The following is an 18,141-nucleotide window of genomic DNA, read 5'->3' as shown; positions in this document are numbered from 1 at the left end:
GGTTCGCACCCGCCCTACGCCGTCTGGCGACGCGCCAGCGCCACCAGTCCTGCGCCCACCGCCAGCAGACCGGCGCCGCAAAGAACCGTGCGCGCCAGGTTCCAGTCCTGCCAGCGAGCCGACCAGGGGGCCCAGATCGCGGCGGCCTCGGCCCGGTCCCCGGGCACGGCGAGGCCCGCCAGCGCCTCGTTCATCGGCACGTTGACCAGGAAGGTCGCGACGCAGCCCGCCAGCACCAGGAAGGCGGCCAGCCCGAAGCGCAGGGCGGCGTCGCGCGACCCGGCCCCCCAGGCGGCCAGCGCGGCGAGCGCGCAGGCCGGGGCGGCGCCGAAGAAGGCCGGCGCGAACACCGCGTTGCGCACCGAGGCGTTCATCGCCTGCATGGCCGCGATCGCCACCTGCGGATCGGCCGCATCCAGCCCCCACATGGTCGAACATACCCAGGCATAGAAGAAGCCGAAGAGCGCCCCTGTCAGCAGCAGCGCGAGCGCGGCGGAGCCCGTCGCCGGCCAACCGATGAGTTTCGTGGTCATGTCGGCTCCTCCCCTCGCCTGGCTCGCAGGCGTCGCCGGATGTTCGAGCGGCGCGAGAATGTCCGCGCGCCCTCGGGTTGCTCCTGTCCATCCAACGTAGGGTCAGACCGATCCGGTCGGCGTCGGGGTCGGCGTTTTCACCGGAATGCGGGGCCGGGGACCCGCCGCCACCGGGCGCCTCCGCCGGCCCCGCCGCGCGGGCGCGCCCGGGACATCAGCGCTCCGGCCGTCGCGCGGCGTCCTCCGCCGGGGCGCCGCACCGCCGTATCAGGCTTTCTTCGAGCTCTTGCCCCGATAGGTCCGCGTCCCGGCCTTGCCGGCCGTGGACCGGCCGCCGGCCTTCACCGCCGCATCCGTCGCCTCCTCCACCGCCGACTGACGGGCGAGCGGGTCGTCGGCGATGGCGAGCTCCACCGCCTCCAGCCGCTTGACCTCGTCGCGCAGGCGGGCGGCCTCCTCGAATTCCAGGTTCTCGGCGGCCTTCATCATCTCGCGCCGCAGATTTTCGAGATGCGCCTGCAGGTTCGCGCCCGGCTTCGGCCCCTTCTCGACCTTCGCGGTGATGCGAGAGGCGTCGGTGTCGCCTTTCCACACCCCCTCCAGCACGTCCTCGATGTTCTTGCGGATCGTGGTCGGGGTGATGCCGTGCGCTTCGTTGTAGGCGACCTGCTTCTCGCGCCGGCGGTCGGTCTCGCGCATCGCGCGCTCCATCGAGCCGGTGATGCGGTCGGCATACATGATCACCCGCCCCTCGACGTTGCGCGCCGCCCGGCCGATGGTCTGGATCAGCGAGGTCTCGGAGCGCAGGAACCCTTCCTTGTCCGCATCCAGAATCGCCACCAACGCGCATTCGGGAATATCCAGCCCCTCGCGCAGCAGGTTGATGCCGATCAGCACGTCGAAGGCCCCGAGGCGGAGGTCGCGCAGGATCTCGATCCGCTCGATGGTGTCGATGTCCGAGTGCATGTATCGCACGCGGATGCCCTGCTCGTGCATGTATTCGGTCAGATCCTCGGCCATGCGCTTGGTGAGCGTGGTGCACAGCACCCGGTTGCCGGCGAGCGCCACCTTGCGGACCTCGTCGAGCAGATCGTCGACCTGGGTCTCGACGGGCCGGATCTCGATCGGCGGGTCGATCAGGCCGGTGGGGCGGATCACCTGCTCGACGAAGACGCCGCCGGCCTGCTCCAGCTCCCAGGCCGAGGGCGTGGCCGACACGAACACCGATTGCGGGCGCATCGCGTCCCATTCCTCGAATTTGAGGGGGCGGTTGTCCATGCAGGACGGCAGGCGGAAGCCGTGCTCGGCCAGCGTGAATTTGCGCCGGTAGTCGCCCCGGTACATGCCGCCGAGCTGGGGGACGGTGACGTGGGACTCGTCGGCGAAGACGATGGCGTTGTCGGGGATGTATTCGAAGAGCGTGGGCGGCGGCTCGCCGGGGCCGCGGCCGGTGAGATAGCGCGAGTAGTTTTCGATGCCGTTGCAGACGCCGGTCGCCTCCAGCATCTCCAGATCGTGGTTGGTGCGCTGTTCGAGCCGCTGCGCCTCCAGCAGGCGGCCGTCGCCGACCATGCGGTCGAGGGTCTGGCGAAGCTCGGCTCTGATGCCCTTCACCGCCTGCTGCATGGTCGGGCGCGGCGTCACATAGTGGCTGTTGGCGTAGATCCGGACCTTGGAGAGCTCGGCCATCCGCTCCCCGGTCAGGGGATCGAATTCCACGATCGATTCGAGCTGGTCGCCGAAGAAGGAGAATCGCCAGGCGCGGTCGTCGAGATGCGCCGGCCAGACCTCCAGCGAATCGCCGCGGACCCGGAAAGCGCCGCGCACGAAGGCCACGTCGTTGCGTTTGTATTGCTGCGCGGTCAGCTCACGCATCACTTGCCGCAAATCGTAATCATTGCCCGAGACCAGATCCTGGGTCATCGCGCCATAGGTTTCGACGGCGCCGATGCCGTAGATGCAGCTGACCGAGGCGACGATGATGACGTCGTCCCGCTCCAGCAGCGACCGGGTGGCGGCGTGGCGCATCCGGTCGATCTGCTCGTTGATCTGCGATTCCTTGGCGATGTAGGTGTCGGAGCGCGCGACATAGGCCTCGGGCTGGTAGTAGTCGTAATATGAAACGAAATATTCCACGGCATTGTTCGGAAAGAACCGTTTGAACTCGCCATAAAGTTGTGCGGCCAGCGTCTTGTTCGGGGCGAGGATGATCGCCGGGCGCTGGGTCTGTTCGATGACCTTGGCCATGGTGAAGGTCTTGCCGGTGCCGGTCGCGCCGAGCAGCACCTGGTCGCGGTCGCCGCCGTCGATGCCGGCCGAGAGCTCGGCGATGGCGTTGGGCTGGTCGCCGGCGGCGGTGTAATCGGTCTCCATGACCAGTCGCACCCCTCCCTCGAGCTTCTCGCGCTTGCGGGGCTCGGGAATGGTGACGATCGAATCCACGGTCATGTCTTAACCCTCTCTTCACCGTTTTACGTGAGATTGACCTTGTCGGCGGGTTAATCAAGCGCGCGACGGAAAATCGGAGGTTCTTGAACGGAACCACATGAAAACACGCATAGGTTGAGTTTCTTGTTGCCGGCTCCGCCCTGCTGGATGTAGGGTCAAGTTGGAGCAACAAGAAAGATCGCCGGCCGGGCGCGGCACCACCCACCCCACCCCTCGCTCCCAAGCGTCTGGCCGGCGATCACCATATTCAGACTGGAAGGTCTGATACTGACGGCGCAGTGAAGCGCCTCATCTGGCGGCTTCGTCGCCGAGCCGGCCCCCGGGGAACGGGGCCGGCTTTTTATTGCGCGCGGCCCGGACATCGGGCGTGGACATCGGACCGGGGACAGCGGGCAGGGCCGGGGACAGCGGGCAGGGCCGGGGCGAGTCGGTTACGGCCGGGGCCGTTTCGAGGTCGGTGCAGCATGTCGGGGGCCGCACGGATCGTCTGACCGCGCCATCCGCGAGGTCGCAAGGCATTCATCAGGTCGAGCGCTCCACGGCCCCCTGTTTCCGGCGCAATACGATCCGGGGGCGGCCAAGTCGACCCTGAGCGGTCATCCGTGCCGAAAGCGCGTCGGTCAGGGGGCGGTTCTCCAACCCGCTTCTGCGCCATGTCCTTCGGCGAAGGAAGCGGGGATCGGTTCGGGCGACGTTGCGGCCCGACGTCACCGACGGCGCAGGGAGACGACCGTTCGGCGCGCCCGCGACCGCGGCCAGCCCGGGCGCCCATCGCAGCCGGCTTGCGGCGTCGCGGCCCCACCCCTGGGTCCGCGACGCCGGCGAGATTGCGGATCCGGCCCGCCCGCGTCGGGTTGGTCCTGCCGGCCACGGACGGAGCCTCCACCCATGGGGCCTCCGATCCGCGGCCTGGGCCCGCGGCAGGCCATGCCCGGCGGTCGCGATCCGATCCGCGTCTTGCTGGATGTCCGGCGCTTCGACCGGCTAAGGACCAGGTTTCGCCGACGTTCAGCCGGCCCATGGTCCGAGTCTCCTCCCCCTGCGGTCCGGTCGACCCCGACGCTCAGGCCACCCCTGGCCCTGTCCGCCGTGTCGTCCGGCCCGCGGCGCATTCCGCGCCAGGGGTCTTTCACAGGACCGCGGAAGCCTTGGCCGCCGCTCGCCCGGACCCCGTTATGCGCGCAAAGTCTTTCCGGAGCGTTGCCAAGCCCGGTGATTCGACCCGGAATCCCGGCCTCTAACCCGCTGATTCCACGCTGATATGCAGCCTTCGCTCAAGCTGTGCCGGAATGGCGCGTAATATGCGTCTTTCCGCCCGCGACGCCCCGGCGCTTGCCAGCCGGCCCCGCGCCGGTCCATATCCGGGCGATCCGGCCGAGGAGACCTGCCATGTTCGCGCGAATCTACAAGCCCGCGAAGACCGCCATGCAGTCGGGGACCGCCCGCACCACGCATTGGGTGCTGGAATTCGCGCCCGACGAAGCCAAGCGGATCGACCCGCTGATGGGCTGGACCGGCTCCGGCGACATGCAGGGCCAGGTGCGGATCGAATTCCCCACCAAGGAGGCCGCGGTCGAGTACGCCGCCCGCCACGGCATCGCCGCCCAGGTGACCGAGCCGCATGGACGCAAGCCCAATATCCGCGCCCGCGGCTACGGCTCCAATTTCTCCTACGATCGCAAGGGCGCCTGGACGCATTGAGCGCGTCCAGCGTCTGATCAGCCCCGGGTGATCCAGCCGCCGCCCAGCACGCGGCTGCCTTCGGGCGCGTAGAACACGCAGGCCTGTCCCGGGGCCACGCCCTGTTCCGCCGCCGCCAGCTCCACCTCCGCCCGTCCGTCGCCCAGCGGCCGCAGCCGCGCCGGGGCCGAGGGGCGGGTGGAGCGGACGCGGGCCTCGATCTCCCACCCGCCTTCCGGCGCGTCCTCGAACGCCCCGTCGCCCAACCAGTTGATTTCGTTGAGCGGGATCCGCCGCAGGCCCAGCGCCTCGCGCGGGCCGACGATGACGCGGCGGGTCTCGGGCTCCAGCCGGATCACGTGCAGCGGCTCCGGCGCCGAGATGCCGAGGCCGCGGCGCTGGCCGACCGTGTAGCGGATCAGGCCCTGATGCTCGCCCAGCACCCGCCCGTCGAGATGCACGATCTCGCCGGGCTGGCCGGCGCCGGGGCGCAGCTTTTCGATCACCGCGGCGTAGTCGCCATTGGGCACGAAGCAGATGTCCTGGCTGTCGGGCTTGTCGGCCACGCCCAGCCCGAATTCCGCGGCCAGCGCCCGGGTCTCGGCCTTGGAGCCGAGGTCGCCCAGCGGGAATCGCAGCAGGGCGAGCTGCTCGCGCGTGGTGGCGAACAGGAAATAGGACTGGTCGCGCGCGGGATCGGCGGCGCGGTGCAGCTCCGGCCCGTGAGCCCCGTCGATCCGGCGCACGTAATGCCCGGTGGCCATCACGTCGGCGTCGAGCTCGCGCGCGGTGTCGAGCAGATCGCGGAACTTCACCCGCTCATTGCAGCGCACGCAGGGAATCGGGGTGGCGCCGGCGAGGTACGAATCGGCGAAGTCGTCGATCACCGCCTCCCGGAACCGCGATTCGTAGTCGAGCACGTAATGGGGGAAGCCCATGGTCTCGGCCACGCGGCGCGCGTCATGAATGTCGCGGCCGGCGCAGCAGGCGCCCTTCCGGGCCAGGGCCGCGCCGTGATCGTAGAGCTGCAGGGTCACGCCGATGACGTCGTAGCCCTCCCGCGCCAGCATGGCCGCGACCACCGAGCTGTCGACGCCGCCCGACATGGCGGCCACCACGCGCGTCTCGGCCGGGCCCTTGGCGAGCCCCAGCGAGTTTGGGCCCGGCGAGTTGGCCGCAGGTGATTCGACGTTGCGGTCGAGAGCCATCGGAGCCTCCGTTTCTCCTGCGTTTCATAAGGGCGGGGCAGGGCGCCATCAAGGCGTCCCGCGGCCGCGGCGCCTTGATTTCCGGTGATTCACCATCGCGAAACCCCATGCGGATAGCGTTCTCCCCGGGTGAGTGAAACAGTGGTGGAGTGAGGCTATGCGTATTGACGCGAGAGAAATCCCGACTTCCGTGGTCGGGCCCGATGGCGCGCGCATCACGCGCAAGGATTTGCCGTCGCCGACCACCCGTCGCTGGGTGGCGCGGCGCAAGGCGGCCGTGGTGGCCGCGGTCAAGGGCGGCCTGATCTCGGTCGAGGAGGCCTGCGAGACCTGGGACCTGTCGGCTGAGGAGCTGGACGGCTGGCTGACCGCGGTGTCGTCGCATGGCATCAACGCGCTGCGCACGACCGCGCTGCAGAGATATCGCTCCACCAGAAGTTGAAAGTTTGTCTTAACTCGCGTTAAGGTGGTAGCAATTGATTTACCTTTGTGACGGAAGGTGAGCCTACGCAACCGGAACCTGCACGGAGGAGCGTTCATGCGCGTCCTGTTGATCGAGGATGATCCCGCCACGTCGCAGAGCATCGAACTGATGCTCCGCAACGCGAACCTAAACGTATACGCCACCGACCTTGGCGAGGAAGGGATCGACCTCGCCAAGCTCTACGACTACGACCTGATCCTTCTGGACCTGAACCTTCCGGACATGACCGGCTACGACGTGCTCAAGAAACTGCGTGTCGCCAAGATCGACACGCCGATCCTGATCCTGTCCGGGCTGGACGATACCGACAACAAGATCAAGGGCTTCGGCTTCGGGGCCGATGATTATCTGACCAAGCCCTTCAACCGGGAGGAGCTGATCGCACGGATTCACGCGATCGTCCGCCGCTCGAAGGGGCATGCCCAGTCGATCATCGAAACCGGCAAGATCAAGGTCAATCTCGACGGCAAGACCGTCGAGGTCGACGGACACCCGGTGCACCTGACGGGGAAGGAGTACCAGATCCTGGAGCTGCTTTCCCTGCGCAAGGGCACCACGCTGACCAAGGAGATGTTTCTGAACCATCTCTACGGCGGCATGGACGAACCTGAACTGAAGATCATCGACGTGTTCATCTGCAAGCTGCGCAAGAAGCTCTCGGGCGCGACGGGCGGGGAGAACTACATCGAGACGGTCTGGGGCCGCGGCTATGTGCTGCGCGATCCCACGCCGATGGCCCAGCCGCTGGCCGCCACGGGCGGCTGACGGCGCGCTCCGGGTTGACGGAAGGATCGCCGGTCGGACATTGAGCCCCGAGCAAGCTGCGAGGATTCGATGCCGCCCGACAACGTGCAGGATGCCGATCCGTCCGCAACCGGAGCCCCCGCGGGGGACGACGCGCCCGATCTCGACGCGGGCGCCTATGCGGCGCTTCCGGTCGATGAGCTGGACGAGGCCGCGGCCCGGGCCGAACTGGCCCGCCTGGCCGATCTCGCCGCCCGGCTCGACGCCGCCTATCATCAGGCGGACGCGCCGCTGGCGCCCGACGCCGACTATGACGCGCTCAAGCGTCGAAACCGCGCCATCGAGGCGCGATTCCCCGATCTGAAACGCGAAGACAGCCCCTCCGACCGGGTCGGCGCCGCGCCGTCCGAGGGATTCGGGACCATCCGCCACCGGGTGCGGATGATGTCGCTCAACAACGCCTTCTCCGACGAGGACGTCGAGAAATTCGTGATCGGTCTGCGCCGCTTCCTCGGCCTCGACGCGGGAGCGGAGCTGGCGCTGGTGGCGGAGCCCAAGATCGACGGCCTGTCGCTGTCGCTCCGCTACGAGAACGGCGTGCTGATCGAGGCGGCGACCCGCGGCGACGGCGAATCCGGCGAAAACGTCACCGCCAACGCCCGCACCGTCGAAGACATCCCCGAGCGGCTGGAAAACGCGCCCGAAATCCTCGAGGTCCGCGGCGAGGTCTACATGACCCATGCCGATTTCGCCGCGCTCAACGCCCGCCAGGCGGAGGCGGGGGCGAAAACCTTCGCCAACCCGCGCAACGCCGCCGCAGGCAGCCTGCGCCAGCTCGATTCGACCATCAGCGCCGCCCGCCCGCTGCGCTTCTTCGCCTATGCCTGGGGCGAGGTCTCGGCCCCGCTGGCCGACACCCAGTCGGGCGTGCTGGAGCGATACAAAGCGCTGGGATTCCAGGTGAATCCCCATGCCGCAAGGGTCGCGACCCCGGAGGCGGCGCTGGCCCGCTACCGCGATATCGAGGCCGCCCGCGCCAATCTCGGCTACGATATCGACGGCGTCGTCTACAAGGTCGACCGGCTCGATTATCAGGAGCGGCTCGGCTTCCGCGCCGCCACCCCGCGCTGGGCCATCGCCCACAAGTTCCCGGCCGAGACCGCGATCACCGTGCTCGAGGATATCGAGATCCAGGTCGGCCGCACCGGCGCGCTGTCCCCGGTCGCGCGGTTGCGCCCGGTCACGGTGGGGGGCGTCGTCGTCTCCAACGCCACGCTGCACAATGAGGATTACATCGCCGGCCTCGGCTCGGACGGCGAGCCTCTCCGGGAGGGGCGGGACCTGCGCGTCGGCGACACGGTCATCGTCTACCGCGCCGGCGACGTGATCCCCAAGGTGCTGGACGTGGATGTGTCGCGCCGGCCGGAAGGGGCCGTGCGCTGGACCCCGCCGGAGACCTGCCCGGCCTGCGGCTCGCCGGCCGTGCGCGAAGCCGGAGAGGCGGCGCGACGCTGCACGGGGGGCCTCATCTGCCCGGCGCAGCGGGTCGAGCGGCTGAAGCATTTCGTGTCCCGCAACGCCTTCGACATCGAGGGACTGGGGGCGAAGCAGGTGGAATTGTTCCACGCGCTCAACTGGATCGCAGAACCGGCGGATATTTTCGAGCTGCCGGCGCGCGATGCCACGGGCAAGTTGCTGGGCGACGCGGCGGCGTTCATCGCGGCGCAGGCGACGGAGCACAGGCGCGCGGCGGTCGCCGACGACTACCGTGCGCTTCTCGCGCCGTTGGGGATCGCGCTGCCGGAAGGCGACGGCGCGCTGGATGCGGCGGCGGAGGCGCTGCGAACGCTCTCGACCACCCCGCTCTCCGACATCAAGGGGTTCGGCGAGATCAGCGCCCGCAACCTGTTCAACGCCATCGAGGGGCGCAAAAAGATCGAACTGCAGCGCCTGATCTTCGGCCTCGGCATCCGCCATGTCGGCGAGGTCGCGGCGCTGGATCTGGCGCGGCTCTATGGCGATTGGGATGAGCTGACCGGGGCGCTGGACGCCGCCCGCCCCGCGGCGCTCGCGCATCGCGCCGCGGATGCGGCCGAGGCGGCGGAGCGTCAGGCGGCGAAGGCGGAAGGTCGCCGCGCCACCATTCTCAAGGTCCGCGCCGCGGCATGGGACGCGGCGATGGAAGAGACCCGCCTGCGGCTGGAGGCGGACTCCCGCGCCGAGGATGCGAACGACATCGTGGCCCGCGCCGAGGCCGCCTGGCGCCATCTGGTCGACGCCGACGGCATCGGCCCGATCCTGGCGCTGTCGCTGTCCGACGGGCTGGCGGGGGCGGAGGAGCGGGGCGCCATCGACCGGCTCCGCGCCCATCTCACCCCGATCCCGCCGGAAGCGCGCGGCTCGGACAGCCCCGTCGCCGGCAAGACCCTGGTTTTCACCGGCACGCTCGAGAAGATGAGCCGGGCCGAGGCCAAGGCCCGGGCGGAGGCGATGGGGGCGAAGGTCTCCGGCTCGGTCTCGGCCAGGACCGACCTGGTGATCGCGGGCCCTGGCGCCGGCTCCAAGCTGAAGAAGGCGGAAGAGCTGGGGGTCGAGGTGATCTCGGAGGATGAGTGGATCGCGCTCGCCGCGCGCTAGGCGACGCAACTCAGGGTTGTGAAATATGACATTTGTCGCGGCGACGCGCACGTCATATTTGTGTCGCATGACTGAGATCGAGTTGAAATTCCTGTTGGATGAAGCGGCCGAGGCGGCGTTGCGCCGGTCCTCCGCCTTGCGCGCGATGGCGACGGGGCCGGCGCGGCGTTCCCGTTTGCGCTCGATCTACTTCGATACGCCCGATCAGGCGCTGGCCCGCGCCCGGATCGCGCTCAGGCTGCGCAAGGTCGGGCGGGGCTGGGTGCAGACCGCCAAGCGCGGCTCCGGCGTCGGCGCGGGCCTGTTCGCGGTGGAGGAGGACGAGGCGCCGGCCCCGGGCGGGCGGCTGGATCTTGGGCTGATCGCCGATCCGGGCCTGCGCGCGGCGGTGGAGGCCGCGATCGCAGACGCGCCGCTGTCGCCGGTGTTCGAGACGTTGATCGAACGCACCGCGCGGGATCTCGCGCTCGACGGCGGGACGGCGGAGCTCGCCATCGACGTGGGCGAAATCGTCGCCGGCGGCGCGCGCGAGCCGCTGCGCGAGGTGGAGCTGGAGCTGAAATCAGGCGATCCCGCGGCGCTTTACGCTATGGCGCAAGGGCTGTTCGCGAAGATCCCGGCGCGGTTCTCGGAACGCTCGAAATCGGCGCGCGGTTATGCGCTGGCGGCAGGCGAGCCGGCGGTCCCGCCCCCCGCCCCCCGCCACGCGGCGCCCCCGCGCCTTGTCCGGGAGGAGACGGCGGAGGCCGCGGCGGCGCGGATGCTGCGCGACTGTCTCGGCCAGATCGACGCCAACGTCGCCTGCGTGCTGGCGGGCGACGCGGTCGGCGGGCCGCATCAGCTGCGTGTCGGGCTGCGGCGGCTGCGCAGCCTGTTCGCGATTTTCCGGGCGGAGCTCGACGGGCCGGCGATGCGCGGCCTCAACGACCAGGCGCGCCGGCTGGCGGGGGAGGCGGGGCGGCTGCGCGACCTCGACGTGCTGGCCGAGGAGATGCTGCCCCGCGCCGCGCGCGCGCCCGGGGCCGATGCGGCGGGGCTGGAAGCGCTGGCCACGGCTCTCGCTCCGCCGCGGGAGGCGGCGCGCGCCTCGCTGCGCGCGGCGTTGGCGGCGCCCGAGACGCGGCTGTTCCTGCTCGATCTCTCGGCCTTCGTGGAGCTGCGCGGCTGGCTGCGCCCGCAGGATCACGGCCAGACCGCGCTGCTTGCCCGGCCGGTGGAGGTCGCCGCCGCCGCGGGTCTGGCCAGGCGCTGGAAGAAGGCGCGCAAGGCGGCCGAGGGGTTGGAGGATCTGGACATCGAGGCCCGCCACACCCTGCGCAAGGAGTTGAAGAAGCTGCGCTACGGCGTGGACTTCTTCGCGCCGCTCTACGCCTCGGAGGCGGTCGCCCCCTACCGCAAGCCCTTGAAAAAGCTTCAGAACGTGTTCGGCGCGCTCAATGACGCGGCGATGGTGGAGACGGTGCTGACCGCGCCCGGCGCCCCGGCGGAGGCGGACCCCGCAGCCCAGCGCGCCGCCGGCCGGATGCTGGGGCGCCTGGAGGCGCAGGCCGAGGTCGATTGGGCGAAGGCCCGTCTGCTGTGGGACGCGCTGGCCGAGGCGAAGCGCTTCTGGCGTTGATCGCGCCTCCCCCCACTCCTCGCCATCCGCGCCCCTCGCCACCTGCGCCCCGGTCGCCCGGCCGCGCGGGCGCCCCGGCGCCGCCGGCGCCCACGTCGTCGCGCGGCGCGGCTCTCAATGCGCGAGCGGGTCGCCCATCGGGTCGCCGCCATTGCCCCGCCAGCGCATCGCGGCCGAGGCGGTGGCGATGAGCGCGCCGGTGTCGTCCTCGATCTTGCCCGCCGCGAAGAAGCTGCGCCGCCCGCCGCCGGTCACCCAGGCGGTGGCGCGCATCTTCGTGCCCTTCAGCTGGCCCACGTAGTTGGTGGTCAGCGACAGCGTCATCGCCCGCCGCACCCGTCCCGGATAAGGGCAATAGCAGGACGCGAAGCCGAAGGCGGTGTCGAGCAGCGTCGCCATCACCCCCCCATGCGGAATGCCGTGCCGGTTGAAGTGCTTGTCGGCCACATCCAGATCGACCGCCGCGAAATTCTCGCGCCACTCGGCGATGCGGAACCCGATCAGCTCCTGGTAGGGATAGGGCGGCTCGGCGGCCAGCGGGTCGTATTCGGCATCGAGGGTCGGCGAGGCGTGGTCGTGCGGCATGTGGCGCGGGGCTCCGTCGCGGGTGGGCCCGACGCCGCGGCCGCCGCGCGCCGGCAGGGCCGGGCGGGCTGCGCGCCGCGCGTGCGGGCAGGGGGCTTGAGGGATATCCGCGGGGGACGCGGATGGCGGGTTGCAGCGGAACGTTCCCGACGCGAGTATCCCGGTCAATCCGGCCCGGGGTCGCGGGGGCGTGCGGCCTGTCGCCCCTCCGCCCCCCGCATGGGCCGCAAGGGATGACATCGGGAGGAACCGACATGACCGAACCGGGTGGGATGCGCGCGGCTGATCTGCTGGCGCGCTGTCTCGAGGCCCAGGGCTTCGACCGCATGTTCTGCGTGCCGGGCGAGAGCTATCTGAGCTTTCTCGACGCGCTGGCCGACTCGACCATCCACACGGTGGTCTGCCGGCATGAGGGCGGCGCCGGCCTGATGGCCGCCGCCGACGCGAAACTGACCGGCAAGCCCGGCCTCTGCGCCGCGTCGCGCGGGCCCGGGGCCACGAACATCTCCATCGCCGTGCACCTGGCCGAGCAGGACGGCGTGCCGCTGGTGGTGCTGCTGGGCCAGGTCGCGAAATGGGAGCGGGGCCGCGGCGCCTTCCAGGAAGTGGACTACGTCCAGATGTTCGGCGGCATGGCCAAGTTCGTGCGCGAGGTGAACGACCCCTCCCAGCTGCCCGAGGTCGTCGCCCGCGCCGTGCAGGCCGCCTGTTCGCCGACCCCCGGGCCCGCGATCATCGTGCTGCCCGAGGACATGCTGGAGGAATTCACCATCGCCCCCGTCATCGGCCCGATGCCGATCCCGCGGGCGGGCGTCGCCTCGGCCGACATCGACCGCGCCATGGCGATGCTGGCCAAGGCCGAGCGGCCGCTGATCATCGCCGGTCATGGCGTCGGCTCGGACGAGGGCCGCAAGGCGCTGGCCCGTGCGGCCGAGGCGCACGGCATCCCCGTCGCGCTGACTTTCAAGAACCAGCACATCTTCGACAACGAGTCGCCGCTCTATGCCGGCCATCTCGGCTTCAAGCTGCCCCCCGCGGTGATCGAGCCGCTGAAGAAGGCCGATCTGGTGATCGCGGTGGGCACGCGGCTCGCCGACACGCCGACCCAAGGCTGGTCCTTCCCCAAGGCGCCGGTTCCCGACCAGCCGCTGATCCATGTCCATGCCGACGCCGGCGTGATCGGGCAGGTGATCGCGGCCGAGATGGGGCTCGCCGCCGACCCGGTGGCCTTCCTCGCGGCGTTGGCCGAGCGCAACGCCGAGCTTCCCCCCGCCCGCGCCGAATGGGCCAGGGGCGTCAACGCCAAGGCGCGCAACATGCGCCACAAGGCGCCGGAGGACCGGCCCGACGGGCTCGACTTCGGCCACATGATCCGGGCGCTGGCGGCGAAGGCCCCCAAGGACGCGATCCTGACCATGGATGCGGGCAACTTCTCCGGCTGGATCCACTCCGAATGGCCGTGGGACGGGACCACGCAGGCGCTGGGCGCGGCGGGCGGAGCGATGGGGCTCGGCGTGCCGGCGGCGGTCGCGGCGTCGCTCCGCTATCCGGGGCGCAAGGTGTTCGGCTTCTGCGGCGACGGCGGCGTGCTGATGACGGGGTCCGAGCTCGCCACCGCGGCGGCGCAGGGGGCGACGCCGATCATCGTCATCTCCGACAACGGGTTTTACGGCACCATCCGTCTGCATCAGGAGAAGGCGTTCCCCGGCCGGGTGTCGGGCACCCAGCTCTCGAACCCCGACTTCGCGGCCTGGGGACGGTCCTTCGGCGCGCTGGGCCTGACCGTCACCACGCCGGAGGAGGCGGCGGAGGCTGTGGACGCGGCCCTCGCCCATGACGGCCCGGTGGTGATCCATGCCAAAGCCTCGGTCGAGGCGATCTCGCCCTTCGCCACCATCTCCGGCATCCGCGCCGCGGCGACGGCGGCGCCCGGTCCCGGCCCCTATTGACGCGCCTCCCCGACCGTCCGTAGCGTGGCCGCAACCATGCAGATCGACCCGCGCAGAACGGGCGACCCCGGGAGGAAGAACCGATGACCGAACCCGCCGCCGCGCGGCGCCCGCACCCGTGGGAGGCGCATTATCCCCAAGGCGTGCGATGGGAGGTTCCGACCCCCGACGAGACCGTGCCCCAGGCTTTCGCCGCCGCCGTCACGCGCTATGCCGACCGCGTGGCGATCAGCTATCGCGGGCCGGACCTGACCTATGAGGCGCTGGGCCGGCGCGCCTGGCAGGCGGCCAACGCGCTGAAGGCGGACGGGTTCGGGCGGGGCGACACGCTGGCGCTCTATCTGCCCAACACGCTCTGGCATCCGTTCTTCTTCTACGGGGCGCTGGCGGCGGGGGGGCGGGTCGCGCATCTCTCCGCGCTCGACCCGTTCCGGGTGCTGGCCCACAAGGCGACGGATTCAGGGTCCCGCATCCTGGTGACGATCAACCTGCCGGATCTGGTGAAGATGGCGCTGCGCATGCTCGACGAGGGCGTGGTGGACAAGGTGATCCTCTGCGACGAGGCGGCGTTCGGGCCGTTCCCGGTCCCGCTCGCGCCCCTGCCGGACCGGGCGGACGTGGTGGATGCGGGGGCGTTTCTGGCCGGCGCGCCGGAGACGCGGTCCGAGGAGACCAGCGCGCCGGACGATGTGGCGCTGCTGCAATACACCGGCGGCACCACCGGCCTGCCCAAGGGGGCGATGCTGACCCATCGCAATCTGGTCGGCGCGGTGCGGTCCTTCAACGCCTGGACCGCGATGGACCCGGCGCTGGCGGAGGAGGGCTCGACCCTCTGCGTGCTTCCCCTCTTCCACATCTACGCGCTGGCCGTGGTGCTGATGCGGACCACGGAGACGGGCGGCAAGATCGTGCTGCGCATGCGCTTCGACCCCGACCAGGCCTTCGACGACATCGAGACCCACAGGATCACCTATTTTCCGGCCGTCCCCACCATCTGGATCGCCATGGCGGCGCATCCGGGGATGGAGACGCGGGATATTTCCAGCCTGACCAACGCCGGCTCCGGCGGCGCGCCGCTGCCCGTCGAGGTCGGGCGGCGGTTCGAGTCCCGCGCAGGCCTCCCCCTGCTGGGCGGCTGGGGAATGACCGAGACCTGCGGGGCCGGCACCTCGGTCCCCGAAGGGGCGCAGTCGGCCCGCCCGGGCACCATCGGCATTCCTCTGCCGGGGATGGAGGTCCGGGTGGTCGACCATGGCGCGCCGACCCGGGTGCTGCCCCCCGGAGAGGTCGGCGAAATCGCCATCCGCGGCGCGTCGGTCACGCCGGGCTACTGGAACCGCCCGGACGCGACCGAGGCGAGCCGGGCCGAGGGTTGGTTCCTGACCGGCGACATGGGGCGGATGGACGAGGACGGGTTCTTCTACCTGGTGGACCGCAAGTCGGACCTGATCATCTCGGGCGGCTTCAACGTCTATCCGCAGATGATCGAGCAGGCGGTCTACGAGCATCCCGACGTCGCCGAATGCTCGGTGATCGGGGTGTCGGACGCCTATCGGGGGGAAAGCGCCAAGGCCTTCGTGACCCTCAAGGCGGGGGCGGCGCCCTTCACGCTGGAGGCTTTGCAGGCGTTTCTCGCGGACCGGCTCGGCCGCCACGAGATCCCCCGCGCGCTTGAATTCCGCGACGCGCTGCCCCGAACGCCGGTCGGCAAGCTGAGCCGCAAGGAGCTGCGCGACGAGGAGGCGGCGAAGCAGGCGGCGGCGGCCGAGTAGCGCCGCCGCTGCTTGGCCGGTCAGCGGGTGGGCAGGCCGGCGTAGAGCGCGGCGTAGCGGTCGGCCATGCGCCCCGCGTCGAAGCGGGCGCGGGTCCGGGCCTCCAGCGGGCCGGCCAGCGCCTTGCGGGCGGCGTCGTCGGCCAGCAGCGCCGTCAGGCGGGCCGCCAGCGCGGCGGGGTCCGCCGGGGTCAGGCAGGCGTCGGCGGCATCCCCCAGGATCCCGCGGGTCGGGGGGATGTCGAAGCCGGCGAGCAGGGCGCCGGACATGGCGGCCTCGATCGCCACGGTCGGCAGGCCTTCCCAGCGCGAGGTCATCGCCACGATCTTCGCGCGCCGCATCAGGGCCAGCGTCTCGTCCGACGGCAGGCCGTCATGCCGCGCGAAGTCGGGCAGGGCGAGCGCCGCCACCCGCGCGTCGATCACGGGCGCCAGTTCGCCGGCCCCGATCATCACCACCTTGGGGGCGCCGGGGATCAGGGCGACCGTCTCGACGAAGGCCTCCGGCCATTTCTGGTAGACCAGCCGGCCGACGAAGAGCACGTCGATGTCGCGCGGCGCGTCCGCGTCGGGGACGGGGATGGTCATGCCGTTCTCGATCACCTCGGCCGGGCCGCGATGGCGCAGGCCATGGGCGCGGGCGAGCGCGGCGTCGGCCTCCGACACGAAGGCGGTGGCGTCGACCCGGCGGGCCAGAACGTGCTCGATCCTCGCGCGCAGCCCCAGCGGCCCGGGCTGGGCGAGCCCGTGAAAGCCGTGCACCGTGTAGACCACCCGCAGATCCCGCCGGACCGCGCCCGCCAGCGCCGCCGCCATCGCGGCGCGCGAGCCATGGGCGTGGATCACGTCGCCCTTCGCGGCGCCGGCGGCGATGGCCCGCGCCATCTTCGCCACCGACCCGCGCCCCGGAAACGCGCCGAAACGGTGCGGGAGGCCTGCGAAAAGCGCGCGCTGCCGCGGCTCGGTGTTCTCGGGCAGCACGACGACATGCCCCCCCGCCGCTCCCCGCGCCGCGAAGGCGCCGACGAGGCGGGCGATCATCACGCCGCCCCCGCCCAGCTCGTGATCGGGCATGATGTGATGGACCGTCATCCGTCCCCCTGCGGCGGTTGCGTGGTGGTCGCCAACCGTTACTCCGCCGCCGCGCCGAGGGCCAAGGACGCGACGCCGCGGGCAGGCGCCGTCGCGAAACCTATAGTAAGGGCGCCTTAACAGAAGGCGATCATCCCACAACTGCAGGACATACTCGCAAGTAGGCGCCGCCGGTCCGTCGAATTTGTCCGAAATGCGATTGTCGGAGCCGGTTCCGTCTGTTCTATTCCTTTCAGTCGTTGCGTCGGGGGGGAGCCCGGCACGGCGCGTTCCACAGGGAGGGACTCATGGAAAGACGCCTGTTTCTGAAGGGCGCCGCCATCGGCGGCGTCGCCGCCGCCGGTCTGGCCGCGCCTGCGATTGCGCAGACCCGCAAGGAGATGATCATCGTCTCCACCTGGCCGCGGGATTTCCCCGGGCTGGGCACGTCCGCGCAGCGCCTCGCCGCCCGGATCACCGAGATCACCGAGGGGCGGATCACCACGCAGTATTTCGCGGCCGGCGAGCGCGTGGGCGCGTTCGACAGCTTCGACGAAGTCGCCTCGGGCAACGCCCAGGCCTATATCGGCGCCGACTATTACTGGACCGGCAAGCATCCGGGCTGGGCCTATTTCACCTCGGTGCCGTTCGGGATGACCAATCTCGAATGGAACGCCTGGATCAAGTACAAGGGCGGCCAGCAGCTTTGGGATGAGCTCGGCGGCGAGTTCGGCCTCAAGTGCCTGCCCTGCGGCGCCACCGGCACCCAGGCCGGGGGCTGGTTCAACAAGGAGATCGAGACGCCGGACGATCTCAAGGGCCTCAAGATGCGCATCCCGGGCTTCGGCGGTTCGGTGATGTCGAAGCTGGGCGTGTCGACGGTGTCGCTGCCGGGCGGCCAGATCTATGAGAACCTCGTCTCCGGCGCCATCGACGCGACCGAGTGGGTGGGGCCGTGGAACGACTACTTCCTCAAGCTCTACGAAGCCGCGAAGTTCTACTACACCGGCGGCATGCATGAGCCGGGCGGCGGCATCTCGCTGGGCATGAACGCGGCCTGGTGGTCGGAGCTGACCGACTACGAGAAGACCATGATCCAGGCCGCCGCGACGGAGGAGCTGTGCAACGGCGCCGACGAGTGCAACGCCAACAACGGCGCCTACCTCAAGCGGCTGGTGAACGAGCACGGCGTCCAGATCCGGGCGTTCTCCGACGAGGTGTGGGACGGGTTCGGCGAGGCCTCGGCCGAGGTCTTCGAGGAGACGGCGGACCATTCGCCGCTGGCCAAGAAGATCAACGACGAGTTCCAGGCCAGCCTGCGGGAACTGGGCTCGTTCATGAAGAACTTCGAGGTCACCTTCGTGAACCAGCGCAACCGGGTGCTCGGCCTCTGAGCCGCGTCTGAGCGGCCGG

Annotated in this window: 13 protein-coding genes; 8 read left to right on the top strand and 5 right to left on the bottom strand. The window is 70.5% G+C overall.

Translation table 11 applies throughout. From position 1 onward, the window contains the following. Positions 1-14 precede the first annotated feature (14 nt). Together ACTB72_RS02180 and uvrB are read right to left on the bottom strand one after the other, a co-directional pair. The gene (locus tag ACTB72_RS02180; protein ID WP_463035338.1) at positions 15-533 is read right to left on the bottom strand and encodes an anthrone oxygenase family protein; all 519 of its coding nucleotides are present in this window, start codon (positions 531-533) and stop codon (positions 15-17) included. 267 nt (positions 534-800) lie between these two features. Further along, positions 801-2,981, bottom strand: a complete 2,181-nt coding sequence (uvrB, locus tag ACTB72_RS02175; RefSeq protein ID WP_463035337.1) for an excinuclease ABC subunit UvrB — start codon at positions 2,979-2,981, stop codon at positions 801-803. A 1,389-nt stretch (positions 2,982-4,370) separates the two neighbouring features. On the opposite strand from uvrB, the gene ACTB72_RS02170 reads away from it, so the two are divergent. Then, positions 4,371-4,682: an ETC complex I subunit gene (locus ACTB72_RS02170; protein ID WP_463035336.1), complete on the top strand. Its 312-nt coding sequence runs from the start codon at positions 4,371-4,373 to the stop codon at positions 4,680-4,682. Between the two features lie 17 nt (positions 4,683-4,699). On the opposite strand, the gene mnmA is transcribed toward ACTB72_RS02170, so the two are convergent. Further along, entirely contained in the window at positions 4,700-5,869 is a 1,170-nt protein-coding gene (gene mnmA, locus ACTB72_RS02165) for a tRNA 2-thiouridine(34) synthase MnmA (RefSeq protein WP_463035335.1), read from the bottom strand. Positions 5,870-6,026: 157 nt separating this feature from the next. On the opposite strand from mnmA, the gene sciP reads away from it, so the two are divergent. The 4 genes from sciP to ACTB72_RS02145 all read left to right on the top strand — a co-directional run bounded on the left by sciP (position 6,027) and on the right by ACTB72_RS02145 (position 11,352). Beyond that, positions 6,027-6,311: a CtrA inhibitor SciP gene (gene sciP, locus ACTB72_RS02160; RefSeq protein WP_463035334.1), complete on the top strand. Its 285-nt coding sequence runs from the start codon at positions 6,027-6,029 to the stop codon at positions 6,309-6,311. A 96-nt stretch (positions 6,312-6,407) separates the two neighbouring features. Beyond that, entirely contained in the window at positions 6,408-7,118 is a 711-nt protein-coding gene (ctrA, locus tag ACTB72_RS02155) for a response regulator transcription factor CtrA (RefSeq protein WP_463035333.1), read from the top strand. 180 nt (positions 7,119-7,298) lie between these two features. Continuing rightward, positions 7,299-9,734 (top strand): NAD-dependent DNA ligase LigA, encoded by a 2,436-nt coding sequence (gene ligA, locus ACTB72_RS02150; protein ID WP_463035340.1) that lies wholly within the window; start codon positions 7,299-7,301, stop codon positions 9,732-9,734. Between the two features lie 67 nt (positions 9,735-9,801). Further along, the gene (locus ACTB72_RS02145) at positions 9,802-11,352 is read left to right on the top strand and encodes a CYTH and CHAD domain-containing protein (protein WP_463035332.1); all 1,551 of its coding nucleotides are present in this window, start codon (positions 9,802-9,804) and stop codon (positions 11,350-11,352) included. A 114-nt stretch (positions 11,353-11,466) separates the two neighbouring features. Here ACTB72_RS02145 and ACTB72_RS02140 read toward each other — a convergent pair whose 3' ends face one another. Beyond that, positions 11,467-11,937 carry a PaaI family thioesterase gene (locus tag ACTB72_RS02140; protein WP_463035331.1) on the bottom strand — a complete coding sequence of 157 codons (471 nt, stop codon included), beginning with the start codon at positions 11,935-11,937 and terminating at the stop codon, positions 11,467-11,469. A gap of 254 nt (positions 11,938-12,191) precedes the next feature. On the opposite strand from ACTB72_RS02140, the gene ACTB72_RS02135 reads away from it, so the two are divergent. Next, a complete protein-coding gene (locus ACTB72_RS02135) occupies positions 12,192-13,886 on the top strand; it encodes a thiamine pyrophosphate-dependent enzyme (RefSeq protein WP_463035330.1) in 1,695 nt (564 codons plus the stop codon). An 83-nt stretch (positions 13,887-13,969) separates the two neighbouring features. After that, entirely contained in the window at positions 13,970-15,658 is a 1,689-nt protein-coding gene (locus ACTB72_RS02130; RefSeq protein WP_463035329.1) for an AMP-binding protein, read from the top strand. Positions 15,659-15,678: 20 nt separating this feature from the next. Here ACTB72_RS02130 and ACTB72_RS02125 read toward each other — a convergent pair whose 3' ends face one another. Continuing rightward, positions 15,679-16,749, bottom strand: a complete 1,071-nt coding sequence (locus ACTB72_RS02125; RefSeq protein ID WP_463035328.1) for a glycosyltransferase family 4 protein — start codon at positions 16,747-16,749, stop codon at positions 15,679-15,681. A 287-nt stretch (positions 16,750-17,036) separates the two neighbouring features. On the opposite strand from ACTB72_RS02125, the gene ACTB72_RS02120 reads away from it, so the two are divergent. Beyond that, complete coding sequence (locus ACTB72_RS02120; protein WP_463035327.1) at positions 17,037-18,122, top strand: TRAP transporter substrate-binding protein; 1,086 nt, start codon at positions 17,037-17,039, stop codon at positions 18,120-18,122. The last annotated feature ends 19 nt before the right edge of the window (positions 18,123-18,141 follow it).

Source organism: Albimonas sp. (assembly GCF_055129145.1).
The sequence above is the reverse complement of the archived record's forward strand: the minus strand, read 5'-3'. Positions and strand labels throughout refer to the sequence as shown.